The organism is Streptomyces sp. NPDC050610, assembly GCF_040654875.1.
Classification (GTDB): domain Bacteria; phylum Actinomycetota; class Actinomycetes; order Streptomycetales; family Streptomycetaceae; genus Streptomyces.
On sequence record NZ_JBFAIV010000013.1, the window covers coordinates 102051 to 115638 of the forward strand.

At 71.2% G+C, this 13588-nt stretch carries 11 protein-coding genes; all 11 read right to left on the reverse strand.

The window, feature by feature from the left end; all coding sequences use genetic code 11:
• Positions 1-61: 61 nt before the first annotated feature.
• The 11 genes from AB0I22_RS18150 to AB0I22_RS18200 all read right to left on the reverse strand — a co-directional run bounded on the left by AB0I22_RS18150 (position 62) and on the right by AB0I22_RS18200 (position 13552).
• The gene (locus tag AB0I22_RS18150; protein ID WP_363131789.1) at positions 62-1831 is read right to left on the reverse strand and encodes a CYTH and CHAD domain-containing protein; all 1770 of its coding nucleotides are present in this window, start codon (positions 1829-1831) and stop codon (positions 62-64) included.
• Between the two features lie 72 nt (positions 1832-1903).
• Complete coding sequence (locus AB0I22_RS18155; RefSeq protein WP_363131790.1) at positions 1904-2938, reverse strand: aliphatic amidase; 1035 nt, start codon at positions 2936-2938, stop codon at positions 1904-1906.
• Positions 2939-3085: 147 nt separating this feature from the next.
• Positions 3086-4285: a rod shape-determining protein RodA gene (rodA, locus tag AB0I22_RS18160; protein ID WP_363131791.1), complete on the reverse strand. Its 1200-nt coding sequence runs from the start codon at positions 4283-4285 to the stop codon at positions 3086-3088.
• Positions 4282-6393, reverse strand: a complete 2112-nt coding sequence (mrdA, locus tag AB0I22_RS18165) for a penicillin-binding protein 2 (RefSeq protein ID WP_363131792.1) — start codon at positions 6391-6393, stop codon at positions 4282-4284. Before mrdA ends, rodA begins: the two co-directional genes overlap by 4 nt.
• 130 nt (positions 6394-6523) lie before the next feature.
• The gene (mreD, locus tag AB0I22_RS18170; protein WP_363131793.1) at positions 6524-7210 is read right to left on the reverse strand and encodes a rod shape-determining protein MreD; all 687 of its coding nucleotides are present in this window, start codon (positions 7208-7210) and stop codon (positions 6524-6526) included.
• A 3-nt stretch (positions 7211-7213) separates the two neighbouring features.
• The gene (gene mreC / locus AB0I22_RS18175; protein ID WP_363131794.1) at positions 7214-8143 is read right to left on the reverse strand and encodes a rod shape-determining protein MreC; all 930 of its coding nucleotides are present in this window, start codon (positions 8141-8143) and stop codon (positions 7214-7216) included.
• Positions 8144-8361: 218 nt separating this feature from the next.
• On the reverse strand, positions 8362-9381 hold the full coding sequence (locus AB0I22_RS18180; RefSeq protein WP_030890125.1) for a rod shape-determining protein: 1020 nt from the start codon (positions 9379-9381) through the stop codon (positions 8362-8364).
• Between the two features lie 285 nt (positions 9382-9666).
• The gene (gene ndk / locus AB0I22_RS18185; RefSeq protein ID WP_363131795.1) at positions 9667-10080 is read right to left on the reverse strand and encodes a nucleoside-diphosphate kinase; all 414 of its coding nucleotides are present in this window, start codon (positions 10078-10080) and stop codon (positions 9667-9669) included.
• A gap of 80 nt (positions 10081-10160) precedes the next feature.
• Entirely contained in the window at positions 10161-10502 is a 342-nt protein-coding gene (locus AB0I22_RS18190) for a DUF4233 domain-containing protein (RefSeq protein WP_363131796.1), read from the reverse strand.
• Position 10503: 1 nt separating this feature from the next.
• Positions 10504-11964 carry a folylpolyglutamate synthase/dihydrofolate synthase family protein gene (locus AB0I22_RS18195; RefSeq protein ID WP_363131877.1) on the reverse strand — a complete coding sequence of 487 codons (1461 nt, stop codon included), beginning with the start codon at positions 11962-11964 and terminating at the stop codon, positions 10504-10506.
• A gap of 133 nt (positions 11965-12097) precedes the next feature.
• Positions 12098-13552 (reverse strand): penicillin-binding transpeptidase domain-containing protein, encoded by a 1455-nt coding sequence (locus AB0I22_RS18200; protein ID WP_363131797.1) that lies wholly within the window; start codon positions 13550-13552, stop codon positions 12098-12100.
• Positions 13553-13588 lie beyond the last annotated feature (36 nt).

A 13588-nucleotide genomic window follows, 5' to 3' on the forward strand; every position in this document is an offset into this window, starting at 1 on the left:
GGCCGGGCCGGGATGGCCGGACCAGGACGGCTGGGCCGGGAGACGGGCCGCGTACGTCCGTTCACCGCGCGCAGTCCGCCCGCGGCTCGTCCGCGCCCGACGCCATGGCCTCGGCCTCCTCCTTCGTGAGCCACCGGCGCACGCGCGGGCGGGGCGGCGGGGGCTCACCCTTGAGGGCCGCGATCCGGTCCGGCATCAGCCGCGTCCCGTTGCGCATCAGCCCCTCCTCGCAGTCCGCCGCCGCCCGCTCCTGGCGCCCGTACAGCACCCCGTAGGTGAACGCGCTTTCCCCCGCCTCCTGCGCCAGCGCCGCCAGCTCGCGCAGGGCCAGCCGGGCCATGACGCTGTCCTGGTGCTCGCCGAGCAGGCTCTGGAGCGCCTTCGTGTGCGCGGTGACGCTCTCGGCCGGTTCGCCGAGCGCGGGAGCGGCCGCCTCCGCCGCGTACCGCGCGCGCTTCGCCGACTTGCGCGCCTCGTGTATGGCGATGTCGCGCCGCGGGCCCGCGGGCGCCTCCAGCGCCTCGGCGATCTGTCCGCCCAGCCGCTCGTACTCCCGCAGTACGGCCGCGGCCAGCGCGTTCTCCGGCCGCTCCGGGCGCTTCGGGCGCAGCGGCGGATCGGCGACGAGCGCGTCGAGGGTGTCCAGGAGCGTCAGGTAGCGCTCGCCGTCGAGGACGGCGAGCAGCCGGCGCCGCGAGCCGTGGCGGCGGGCGCGGGACCAGGTGCGCAGCCGGGTGCGGACCGGGCCCGTGCGCAGTTCGCCCGGCAGTTTGCCGAGGGCGGTTGTCAGCCGGTCGGCGAGCACCTCCCGGTCCCGGTCCACGCCCAACTCGCCTGCCAGCCATCGTAGTTCGGAGCCGATGGGGTCGGTGGCCGCCCGGTCGAGGATCTTTCCGTACGAGCGCAGCGCGCTGCGGGTCCGCCGGGTCGCCACACGCATCTGGTGCACGGAGTCGGGCTGGTCGTGGCGTACGGCCGGGTCGAGTACGACGATGGCGTCGACCTGCCGTCGTACGTACGTCAGAACATGGTCGGCGGCGGTCCACTCGGCCGCCGGGAGCCGGTCCGGGGGCCGGTCCGGCGGCTTGTCCGAAGGGGCCCCCGACAGGGCACTCGGCTCGCCGGCCTTGTCCCTCTTACCGGTCTTACCGCCCTTACCGGTCTTCTCGCCCTGTTCCCCCTTGCCGCCGTTCGCCCTCTCGTGCTCCGGCCCCGGCTCCGGTTCCGTCTCCGTTTCCCGCAGCCCCCGCGCCAGTTTCGAAGCGGCCGTCGCCGGCCGCAGTCCGGCCTTCGTGAGCTTCTTCTCCACGGCGTCGAGGAGCGCCTCGTCGCCCCATTCCGCCAGCTCCACCTCGATCTCGGACCACCGCGCGGTCCGTGCACCGCCTCCGGCGTCCAGCCGCCGCGCCGCGACGGAGTCGACGGCGACCTCCGCGAGCTGCCGGCCGTCGCCGTCCAGCAGCCGGTGTACGCCCCGGCGCGTGCGCAGCCGCAGCAGCGGTACGAGGGGGGCGGTGCGCACCCGCGACCGTATGAGCGCGGTGAGCGCGCCCGGCACGGCGTCGGCGAGCGGGGCGCGGACCTCGTCGCGTACGCCCGGGGAGACCGGCAGCTTGAGGTGCCAGCCCGCGTCCTCGCCGCCGGTGCGCCGCCGCAGGGTGATGCCCGCGGCGGCCAGCCGGCGGTCCGCGGTGTCGTAGTAGACGGCGTCGAGTTCGACGACGCCGTCGTCGGCCACGGTCGCGACCCGGCTCACGCCGGTCAGCGAGGGCAGCCGGGCCGTACCGGCCGCTTCGTACTTCCGCTCGTACTCCCGCACGGTGTCCGCCATGGGCCGGAATCTAGTCCTGGGCCACGGGTCTGGGCAGTCCCCGCGCGGGGCGTCCGTGGCTCGGCCGCGGACTCACTCGCGCGGGCGCTCGACGGGCAGGGAGCCGACGGGGCACCCGGGCACCCCGGCGGTGTCGCGCGTGATCGCCTCGACGTTCTCGGCGGCCTTGCGGGGGTCGGTGGTCCAGAGCGTGTAGAAGTCGAACGGGCAGTCCGCCACGCCCACCGCCCCCTCCCCGGCGTCGTGGAGCGCGGAGTAGCCGCGGTGCAGCAGCTTGTACAGGTGGTTCTGGGACTGGTCGTGGGCGCGCGCGTCGCGGATGGCGGAGACGGAGAGCTGCGCGTACTGGACGCCGTACTCCTCCTCGCCGGTCTCGCCGAGCGTACGGCCGTCGAACCCGACGATCGAGGAGTGCCCGAAGTAGGAGTACACGCCGTCGAAGCCGGCGGCGTTGGCGACGGCGACGTAGCAGTTGTTCGCCCAGGCCATCGCCTTGGCCATCATGATCTGCTGGTCCTTGGCGGGGTACATGTAGCCCTGGCAGCGCACGATCAGCTCGGCGCCCTTCATGGCGCAGTCCCGCCAGATCTCCGGGTAGTTGCCGTCGTCGCAGATGATCAGCGAGATCCGCAGGCCCTTGGGGCCCTCGGAGACGAAGGTGGAGTCGCCCGGGTACCAGTGCTCGACCGGGCACCACGGCAGGATCTTGCGGTATTTCTGGACGATCTCGCCGCGGTCGTCGATGAGGACGAGCGTGTTGTACGGGGGTTTGCCCGGGTGGTCCTCGTGGCGTTCGCCGGTGAGCGAGAAGACGCCCCAGGTGCCCGCCTCGCGACAGGCCGCGGCGAAGATGTCGGTCTCCTCGCCGGGCACGGTGGCGGCGGTGGCGTACATCTCGTCGGTGTCGTACATGATGCCCTGGGTGGAGTACTCCGGGAATACGACGAGGTCCATGCCGGGCAGGCCGGTCTTCATGCCCACCACCATCTCCGCGATCCGGCGGGCGTTCTGGAGCACCTCGGCCCGGGTGTGCAGGCGGGGCATCTTGTAGTTGACCACCGCGACACCGACGGTGTCCGGGCTGGATGAGATGTCACCGTGTCGCATCGTTCTCCTCCTGTGCGGTCGTCGGGCTCCGGTCGTGCGCCCTCAAGTCTCGCGCCGCCGCGCCCTGTTGTCAGGGCGTGGCGGGCGGGAGGGAGGAAGCACGGCCGGCGCCGCCGCGGAGGGGGCCGGACCGCGCGTGACGGTCCGTCAGGCGGAGAGCGGGCGCTGCACCTTGATGGACTGGAGCAGCCCTATGGCGATCCAGGCGGCGAACATCGACGAGCCGCCGTAGGAGACGAAGGGCAGCGGCAGCCCGGTGACCGGCATGATGCCGAGCGTCATGCCGATGTTCTCGAACGCCTGGAAGGCGAACCAGGCGATGATCCCGGCGGCGACGACCGTGCCGTACAGCTCGGTGGTGTCGCGGGCGATGCGGCAGGCGCGCCACAGGACGACGCCGAGCAGCACGATGATCAGGCCAGCTCCTATGAAGCCGAGCTCCTCGCCCGCGACGGAGTAGATGAAGTCGGTCTGCTGCTCGGGGACGAACTGGCCGGTGGTCTGGGAGCCGTGGAAGAGGCCGGAGCCGGTGAGACGGCCGGAGCCGATGGCGATCCGGGCCTGGTTGGTGTTGTAGCCGACGCCGGCCGGGTCGAGGGCGGGGTTGGCGAAGGCCGCGAAGCGGTTGATCTGGTACTCGTCGAGGACGCCGAGCTGCCAGATCAGCAGGCAGCCCGCGACGCCCGTGCCGATCAGGCCGACGATCCAGCGGTTGGAGGCGCCGGAGGCGAGCAGCGCGGCGAGGACGATCACGACGAGCACCATCACCGAGCCGAGGTCCGGCATCAGCAGGATGATCAGGATCGGCAGGGCGGCGAGGCCGAGGGCCTGGAGGACCGTGCGGTGGTCGGGGTACGGGCGGTCCCCCGCGTCGACCTTGGCGGCCAGCAGCATGGCCATGCCGAGGGTGATCGTGATCTTGATGAACTCGGAGGGCTGGATGGAGAAGCCCGCGGGGAGCTGGATCCAGGAGCGCGCGCCGTTGATGGTGGCGCCCAGCGGGGTGAGGACGGCGGCGGTGAGGAGCACCGAGATGCCGTACAGGATGGGCACGGCGCCGCGCAGGGTGCGGTGGCCGAGCCAGATGGTGCCGACGGCGAGGGCGATCCCTATGCCGATGTTGAGGGCGTTGCGGAGCAGGAAGTAGTAGGGGTCACCGTGGTTGAGCTCGGTGCGGCCGCGGGTGGCGGAGTAGACGAGCAGGGTGCTCATCGCGGACAGCACGAAGGCCGCCAGCAGCATCGTCCAGTCGAGGCGGCGGACGATGGAGTCGCGTGCGGTGAGCTTGCGCCAGGCGGAGCGCTCGGGCGCGTAGCGGCTGATGGAGAACTTCTGGGCGGTGGTCACGGCTTCCGCCTCCCGGCGCCGATGGCCTGGGCCTCGATCGAGCCGTCGCTCTCGATCTTGGGGAGCTTCGCCTCGGGGCTCGGCAGGAGCGCCTTCTTCTCGTCGATGTGGCCCTTGTCGTCGACTCCGTAGAGGGCGTCGTAGATCTTGCGCACCGCGGGCCCGGAGGCGCCGGAGCCGGTGCCGCCCTGGGAGATGGTCATGACGACCGTGTAGTCCTTGGTGTACGTCGTGAACCAGGAGGTGGTCTGCTTGCCGTAGACCTCCGCGGTACCGGTCTTGGCGTGCATCGGGATCTGCTTCTGGGGCCAGCCCTGGAACCGCCAGGCGGCGCTGCCGCGGGTCGCGACGCCCGCGAGTGCGGAGTCGAGCTGGTCGCGGGTGCGGCCCTTGAAGGGCAGCTTGCCGTGGGACTTGGGCTGGATCTCGTCGACGTGCTTGCCGTCGGGGCTGACGACGGCCTTGCCGACGGTGGGGTTGTAGAGGGTGCCGCCGTTGCTGATGGCCGAGTAGATGGTGGCCATCTGGATGGGGGTGACGAGGGTGTCGCCCTGGCCGATGGAGTAGTTGACGGAGTCACCGGCGCGCATCCGCATGCCGGATTCGCAGTTCTCCTTGGCGATCTTCCCGGCGTAGCTGTCGTCGTCCTTGCCCTGCCGGCACCAGGAGTCCTTGTTGGCGTCCCAGTACTTCTTCTTCCACTGGCGGTCCGGGACCCGGCCGCTGACCTCGTTGGGGAGGTCGACGCCGGTCTCGTTGCCGAGGCCGAACTGGTGGGCGGTCCGGTAGAACCAGTCGGCGGGGTGCTTGGGGTTGTTGCCGCCGTCCTTCTGCCACTGGCGGTAGGCCAGGTCGTAGAAGACGGTGTCGCAGGAGACCTCCAGGGCGCGGCCGAGGTTGATCGGTCCGTACCCCTTGGACTCGAAGTTCTTGAAGACCTGGTTGCCGATGCTGTACGAGCTGGAGCAGTTGTACTTGCCGTCGAAGTCGTATCCGGCGTTGACGGCGGCGGTCGCGGAGATGGCCTTGAAGACCGAGCCGGGGGCGGACTGGCCCTGGATGGCGCGGTTGAGCAGCGGGTAGTTGGAGTCCTTGCCGGTGAGCTGCTTGTAGTCCTTGCCGGAGATGCCGCCGACCCAGGCGTTGGGGTCGTAGGTGGGGTTGGAGGCCATGGCGACGACCCGGCCGGTCTTGGCCTCCATCACGACGACCGAGCCCGCGTCGGCCTTGTAGTTGCGGCCGGTGTTCTTGTCGAACTCCTTGCGGGCGTCCTTCATCGCCTGGTTGAGCTCCTTCTCCGCTATGGCCTGGACCCGGGCGTCGATGCTGGTGACGAGGTTGGAGCCGGGCTGCGACTTGTCGCTCTTGGCCTTGCCGATGACGCGGCCGAGGTTGTCGACCTCGTAGCGGGTGACGCCCGCGTTGCCGCGCAGCACGGAGTCGTACTGGCGCTCCAGCCCGGAGCGGCCGATCTGGTCGGAGCGCAGCAGCGGGGAGCGGGTGTTCTTGGCCTTGGTGATCTCGTCGTCGGTGACGGGCGAGAGGTAGCCGAGCACCTGGGCGGTGTTGGACTTGCCGGGGCCCGCGTAGCGGCGTACGGGCGTGGGCTCGGCGGTGATGCCGGGGAAGTCCTCGGCGCGCTCGCGGATCTGGAGGGCCTGCTGGGTGGTGGCCTCGTCGGTGATGGGGATGGGCTGGTAGGGCGAGCCGTTCCAGCAGGGGCGGGGCGTCTTGGCGTCGCAGAGCCGGACCTTGGCGGCGACGTCCTTCGCGTTCAGCCCGAGGACGTCGGCGAGGCGGCCGAGCACGGCCTTGCCGCGGTCCTTCATCCGCATCAGTTCGGTGCGGTCGGCGGTGACGACGAGCCGGGTCTCGTTGTCGGCGAGCGGCACGCCGCGGGCGTCCAGTATCGAGCCGCGGGTGGCGGGGTCGACGACCTGCTGGATGTGGTTGTTGGCGGCTTCGGCGGTGTATTCGTCGCCGTTGCGGATCTGGAGGTACCAGAGGCGGCCGCCGAGGGTCAGCAGGAGGGAGAAGACCAGCACCTGGATGATGATGAGCCGGATGTTGACGCGGGACGTCCGGCCGGTCTCCGGGATGTTGGTCACGATGCCCCTTCCTGTCGCTGGTCGTGGTCCTGGCCGTGGTCCCGTTCCTGGTCCGGGCGGGCGCGGTACGGGCCGGCGGCGCGGGGCCGCGGCCGGGCGGAGAGCGGGACGGGCGGCCTCGAAGGGGGCGTCACAGGCGCTTGACCCCCTTGAGCCGGCCCGGCTTGCCCTTGGCCGGCTTGGTGAGCAGCCCGCCGCGCTGGCCGCCGATGCCGGAGCCCTTGCCGAGCTTGCCGCCGCGGCCCGTGCTGTACGAGGTCAGCCAGGCGCTGTCGCCGCCGGCCGATCCCGAGGTCCCCTCTCCCGCGAGGGGGTCGTACTCGGTGCGCCGGGCCAGGGCCATGATCAGCGGCACGGTGAAGGGGGCCAGCAGCACGTCGTAGAGGGCGGCGGTGAACACGAGGCTGGTGACGCCCACGTGGCGGGCGGCGGAGTCGCCGACGAGGGAGCCGACGCCCGCGTACAGCAGGGTGGAGCCGACGGCGGCGGCGAACACGACGACCAGCGGGCCGGCGGCCGAACGGAGCCTGCCGTTGTCGGGCTTGACCAGCCCGGCGAGGTAGCCGATCAGGCAGAGCACGAGGGCGTAGCGGCCGGCGGCGTGGTCGGCGGGCGGCGCGAGGTCGGCGAGGAGTCCGGCGCCGAAGCCGATGAGGCAGCCCGCGACATGCCCGTAGACGAGCGCGAGGCTGACGACGACGAGCAGCAGCAGGTCGGGAACGGCGCCGGGCAGGTGGAGGCGGGCGAGGACGCAGACCTGGACCACGAGGGCGACGACGACCAGGAGCGTGGCGAGCAGGGTCCGGTTGAGGCGCATCGGTCAGCTCCTGGGGGTGGCGCCCGTGGTGGGGGTGGCGGTGACCGTCACCGTCGGCGTGGGCTTGGGGGTGGACTTCGGGGGCAGCACGGTGTCCCGCGGGTCCTGGCGCGGCGGCTGGACGACGATGCCGACGATGTCGAGCTTGGTGAAGCCGACGAAGGGCCGTACCTGGAGGGTGCGGGTCAGGTCGCCGTGCGAGGGGTCGACGCGGGTCACCTCGCCGACCGGGACGCCGGGGACGAAGGGCTTGTCCTTGCTGGAGCCGAAGGTGACGAGGCGGTCGCCCTTCTTCACGGCGGCCTTGCCGTTGAGGAGTTCGACCTTCAGGGCGCCTTCGCCCTGGCCGCCCGCGAAGCCGATCTCGCCGGTCTTCTCCATCCGGGTGCCGACGGTGAACTTGGGGTCGCCGGCGAGCAGCACGGTGGCGGTGGAGGGCGCGACGGTGGTGACGCGGCCGACGAGGCCGTCACCGTTTATGACGGTCATGTCGCGCTTGAGGCCGTCGTTGCCGCCGGCGTCGATGGTGACGGTCCAGGAGAAGCCCTGGGCCGCTCCTATGGCGATGACCTGGGCGCCCTTGATGCCGTACTGGCCGGCTCCGGCGGTCTTGAGGAGCTTGTCGAGCTCGCGGACCCGGCCGCGGTTGCGGTCGTCGCTGCCGAGCTTCTGCCGCAGGGCGGTGTTCTCGCGCTCCAGTTGGCTGATCCGGCTGTGCCGGCCGCCGGAGTCGCGGACGGCGGCGACGGCGTTGCCGACGGGGTCGACGGCGGCTGCGACGCCGCGTTCGACCGGGCCGAAGGCGGATGCGGCGGCTTTGCGGGCGCCGTCGAGCGGGGACTGCTCGCCGCCGCGGATATCCATCGTGATCAGTGCGAACGCGATGGCGACCAGCAGCACCAGTAGCAGCCGGCTCTCTCGTGTGTCCCTCACGTGCGGCGGCGTGCCCTTCTCGTCGGGCCGGTCGGCTGCGGGCCCGGACCGGTCATCGGGAGCGTTAGGACCTGTCCTGGGGATCAGGGTGGATCAGGGGGCGGAGTGGCCCTCGTGCCTGTATATCAACGATCCGCCGCGCAGATGGTCGTCGGCCGTGCCCGGTGTGCCCCTCCCGGCCGGGCGGTGGCCGGGTCGGGAGGGGGCCGCGCCGGTGGTCATCTGCGGGGCTGGGCGTCCAGCACCTGCTGGAGGGCCTCGAACTCCTCGACGCACTTGCCGGAGCCGAGGGCGACGGAGTCCAGCGGGTCCTCGGCGATGTGGATCGGCATGCCGGTCTCGCGGCGCAGCCGCTCGTCGAGGCCGCGGAGCAGGGCGCCGCCGCCGGTGAGCACGATGCCGCGGTCCATGACGTCGCCGGACAGCTCCGGGGGGCACTTGTCGAGGGTGGTCTTGACCGCGTCGACGATGGAGTTGACGGGTTCCTCGATGGCCTTGCGGACTTCGGCGGCGGAGATCACCACGGTCTTGGGGAGGCCGGAGACGAGGTCGCGGCCGCGGATCTCGGTGTGCTCGTCCTTGTCCAGGTCGTACGCCGAGCCGATGGTGATCTTGATGCTCTCGGCGGTGCGCTCGCCGAGGAGGAGGCTGTACTCCTTCTTGATGTGCTGGATGATCGCGTTGTCCAGCTCGTCGCCGGCGACGCGGATGGACTGCGCCGTGACGATTCCGCCGAGCGAGATGACGGCGACCTCGGTGGTGCCGCCGCCGATGTCGACGACCATGTTGCCGGTGGCCTCGTGGACCGGCAGGCCGGAACCGATCGCGGCGGCCATCGGCTCCTCGATGATGTGCACCTGGCGCGCGCCGGCCTGGGTGGACGCCTCGATGACCGCGCGGCGCTCGACGCCGGTGATGCCGGAGGGCACGCAGACCACGACGCGGGGGCGGGCCATCCACCGGCGCTTGTGGATCTTGAGGATGAAGTAGCGGAGCATCCGCTCGGTGATCTCGAAGTCCGCGATCACGCCGTCCTTGAGGGGGCGCACGGCCACGATGTTGCCGGGGGTCCGGCCGATCATCTTCTTGGCCTCTGCGCCGACCGCCAGGATGCCGCCGGTGTTGGTGTTGATGGCGACGACCGACGGCTCGTTGAGGACGATGCCGCGGCCTCTGACGTACACCAGCGTGTTGGCGGTCCCGAGGTCGACAGCCATGTCACGGCCGATGAACGACATGTTGTTCCCCATGAGGATACGTCTGGCCTTCCCAGCTGGAGCGATGCTTACTTGAGGGCGGCAGGTGGTGGTGCGCCAAGGGGCGCGGGAGCCTCCATCGTAGTCTCGCCCGCTCGAACGCGGTGCGAGGGTTCCTCCGCCATTGTCGGCGGAATATGAGCCTGCCCCAGTAATGGTGACGCCGTGTCGGGGTGACGGGTTCCCCCGTTCGCCGCGGAAAGGACCGCTGGGCGACCGATGGGTATCGGTCGCCCCTGGTCAGAAAGGTATGGAGCTGATCGGGTGTCAGGCGGCGGCCGGGAAGAAAATCTTGATTTCGCGCTCCGCGGACTCCTCGGAGTCCGAGGCGTGGATGAGGTTCTCCCGGGTGATGGTGCCGAAGTCGCCACGGATCGAACCGCCCTGGGCCTTGATCGGGTCCGTGGGCCCGGCCAGCGTCCGCACGCCCTCGATGACCCGCTCGCCCTCGACGATCAGCGCCGCCACCGGGCCGGAGGACATGAAGGCCAGCAGCGGCTCGTAGAACTCCCGGCCCACGTGCTCGGCGTAGTGCTGCTCAAGGATCGCCCGGTCCAGGGTCCGCAGCTCCAGCGCGCTGATCGTCCAGCCCGCCTTGCGCTCGATACGGCCGATGATCTCGCCGACGAGTCCGCGCGCGACCGCGTCGGGCTTGAGGAGGACGAGGGTGCGCTGGCTCACGGGGTGGGCTCCTTCGGTGCGTACGGCTAAGAGTCCTCTGAGGCTACAGGGGGGATCGGACAGGCCGTTACGCAGCGTCGCTACGCGGCGTCGGGCGACGCCGCGAACCGGGCCTTGGCCTCGTCCACCTTCCGGCCGAAGTGGACCGACGCCCACCACAGCCCGCCGAAGACCACGCCCAGGATGAACATCATCGGCACCACGAACCCGCTCGCGACCAGCCCGATCTGGAGCAGCCAGCCGAGCTGCACGCCGCCGGGCCGCCCCAGCATTCCGCACAGCAGCACGCTGAGCACCATCGCGGTGCCGCTGACCGCCCAGACCGTGCCCGCCGACAGGTCGCTGGTCTGCATGGCGACCAGCCCGGCGAAGCCGATCACGAAGAATTCACCGATCAGAGTGGAAGCGCACAACGTACGCATGTCAGGCCCTCCCCAGCAGCATGCGCGCCTCGCCGACCGTGATCACGGACCCGGTCACCAGCACCCCCGCGCCCGAGAACTCGCCCTCCTCCTCGGCCAGCGTGATCGCCGCCTCCAGCGCGTCGTCCAGGCGCGGCTCGACCTGCACCCGGTCCGGCCCGAACACCTCGACCGCGACGGCGGCCAGCTCGTCCGCGTCCATCGCGCGGTGGCTGGAGTTCCGGGTCACCACGACCTCGGTGAAAATCGGCTCAAAAGCTTCGAGCAGCCCCCGTACGTCCTTGCCCTCGCTCGCCCCGACGACGCCGATCAGCCTGCTGAAGCCGAACGCCTCGGTGACCGCCTCGGCCGCGGCCCGCGCGCCGCCCGGGTTGTGGGCCGCGTCCAGCACCACGGACGGGCTGCTCCGCACGGTCTCCAGCCGGCCCGGCGAGACGACCGAGGCGAAGGCCGTGCGGATCGCGTCGATGTCGAGCGTACGGGCGTGCTCCGAGCCGATCCCGAAGAACGCCTCCACGGCCGCCAGCGCCACCGCGGCGTTGTGCGCCTGGTGCGCGCCGTGCAGCGGCAGGAAGATGTCCGGGTACTCGCCGCCGAGCCCGCGCAGCGTCATCAGCTGCCCGCCGACCGCGACCTCGCGGGAGACCACGCCGAACTCCATGCCCTCGCGGGCCACCGTGGCGTCCACCTCGACGGCCCGCTTGAGCAGCACCTGGGCGGCGTCCACCGGCTGCTGCGCGAGGACGACCGTGGCGTCCTTCTTGACGATCCCGGCCTTCTCCGAGGCGATCTCGCCGGGCGTGGAGCCGAGCCGGTCGGTGTGGTCGAGGGAGATGGGGGTGACCACGGCGACCGATCCGTCGATGACGTTGGTCGCGTCCCAGGTGCCGCCCATGCCGACCTCGACGACGGCGACGTCCACCGGGGCGTCCGCGAAGGCCGCGTACGCCATGGCCGTCAGCACCTCGAAGAAGGAGAGCCGGAAGCCCTGCCGCTCGTCGGTCATCTGGACGTACGGCTCGATGTCCCGGAACGTCTCGACGAACCGCTCGGGCGCGATCGGCGCGCCGTCCAGGCTGATCCGCTCGGTGACCGACTGGACGTGCGGGCTCGTGTAGCGGCCCGTACGGAGGTCGAAGCCGCCGAGCAGCGCCTCGACCATCCGGGCGGTGCTGGTCTTGCCGTTGGTGCCGGTGATGTGGATCGAGGGGTAGGCGCGCTGCGGCTGCCCCAGGATGTCCATCAGCGCCTCGATGCGCACCAGGGACGGGTCGAGCTTGGTCTCGCCCCAGCGCCCCGCGAGCTCCGTCTCCACCTCGCGCAGCGCGCGCTCCACCTCGGGGTCGGCCGGGCGGGCGGGCACGCCGTCGCCCTGCGGCGGCCCCGACTGGGCGCGCAGGGTCCGGCTGCCCGCCTCGATCACGGCCAGGTCGGGGTCGCGGCCGGTCTCGGCCGCTGCGATCTCGTCGAACTCATCGACCGCTCCGGCCTCGCCGGCCTCGTCGAACCGGTCGGGGCCGTCGCTCTGGGCGTCGTCGTTTCGGGGGCGCTCACTCACACCGCCCAGTCTACGGAGAACGCGGTCGTGCTGGGGGTCACCCCAGGGCGGCTCGCATCATGGCCTTCGCCACGGGGGCGGCCTGGCCGTTGCCGGAGACCTCGGCCCGCTCGGCGTCGCTGGACTGGACCATGACGGCGACCGCGACCCGCTTGCCGTGGCCGTCCTGCGCGTACGAGACGAACCAGGCGTACGGCTTGCCGCTGTTGTCCACGCCGTGCTGCGCGGTGCCGGTCTTGCCGCCGACGGTCAGCCCGCCGATCTTCGCGTTGCCGCCGGTGCCCTTCTCGACCACGGTCCGCATGGCGGACTGGAGCTGGTGGGCGGTGTCCGCGGACATCACCCGGCCGTCCTTGTACGTACGCGGCTCGGTGACGTCCAGCGCGCCGGAGCTGCCGTCCGTGGTGCGGTCCACCACGTAGGGGGACATCAGCTTGCCGTCGTTGGCGATGGCGGAGGTGACCATGGCCATCTGGAGCGGCGTGGCGGTGACGTCGAACTGGCCGAAGCCGGAGAGGCCGGTCTGGGCCGCGTTCATCCCCGAAGGGAAGACGCTCTTGTAGGCCCGCGTCGGGACGTCGATCTTGTTGTCGTCGAAGCCGAACTTCGCCGCCTGCTCGCTGAGCTTGTGCTCGCCGAGGTGGACCGCGATGTTCGCGAAGACGGTGTTGCACGAGTACTGGAGCGCCTGGCGGAGGCTGGCGTTCTCGCAGGGGTCCGCGGCGCTCTCGTTGTGCACATAGGTGTGGGTGCCCGGCAGCAGATAGGGGTCGGGCGTCTTGGTCTTGTCGTCGATGGAGGAGTAGAGGCCGTTCTCCAGCGCCGCCGCGGCCACCACCAGCTTGAAGGTCGAGCCGGGCGCGAGCGGCTGCCGCAGCGCGCGGTTGACCATGGGCTGCGCGGGGTCCTTCTGGAGCTTCTCCCACGCCTTCTGGTCGGCCTCCGACATGCCCGAGAAGGAGCTCGGGTCGTACGAGGGGGTGCTGGCCATGCCGAGGATCTTGCCGGTGGCGGGGTCGAGCGCGACGGCCGCGCCCGTCTTGCCGCCCAGCGCCTGGTACGCGGCCTTCTGCACGGCCGGGTCGATGGTGGTGATCACATCGCCGGGCTTCGGGGGCTCCCGCAGGAGCGCCTGGCCGGGGTTCTTCAGCCGGGGGTCGGAGCCGTCGAGCACGGACTGGTCGAGGGACTCCAGCTGGGTGGAGCCGTAGATCTGGGAGGAGTAGCCGGTCACCGGGGCGTAGAGCGGGCCGTCCCGGTAGGTGCGCTTGTACTTGAGGTCGCCGTCGGTGGCGGCGGAGCCGGTGACCGAGGCGCCGCCGACGACGATGTCGCCGAGCGGATGCGCGTACTTCGCGATGGACAGCCGCTCGTTGTGCGGATTGTCGTCCAGGCCGCCGGCCTCGGCCGCCTGCACCCAGGTGACCCACAGCAGCAGGCAGAGGACGAGGAAGAGGGAGAACACGGCGGTGCGCCGCACTGGCTTGTTCATCGGATGGCGCAACTCCTTCGCGTACGGACACCCTGA

What these genes read in the sequence shown, in the direction of transcription:
- AB0I22_RS18150 (WP_363131789.1), bottom strand. Translation starts at nt 1,831, where the DNA reads ATGGCGGACACCGTGCGGGAGTACGAGCGGAAGTACGAAGCGGCCGGT.
- AB0I22_RS18155 (WP_363131790.1), bottom strand. Translation starts at nt 2,938, where the DNA reads ATGCGACACGGTGACATCTCATCCAGCCCGGACACCGTCGGTGTCGCG.
- mreD (WP_363131793.1), bottom strand. Translation starts at nt 7,210, where the DNA reads ATGCGCCTCAACCGGACCCTGCTCGCCACGCTCCTGGTCGTCGTCGCC.
- AB0I22_RS18180 (WP_030890125.1), bottom strand. Translation starts at nt 9,381, where the DNA reads ATGTCGTTCATCGGCCGTGACATGGCTGTCGACCTCGGGACCGCCAAC.
- AB0I22_RS18190 (WP_363131796.1), bottom strand. Translation starts at nt 10,502, where the DNA reads ATGCGTACGTTGTGCGCTTCCACTCTGATCGGTGAATTCTTCGTGATC.
- AB0I22_RS18200 (WP_363131797.1), bottom strand. Translation starts at nt 13,552, where the DNA reads ATGAACAAGCCAGTGCGGCGCACCGCCGTGTTCTCCCTCTTCCTCGTC.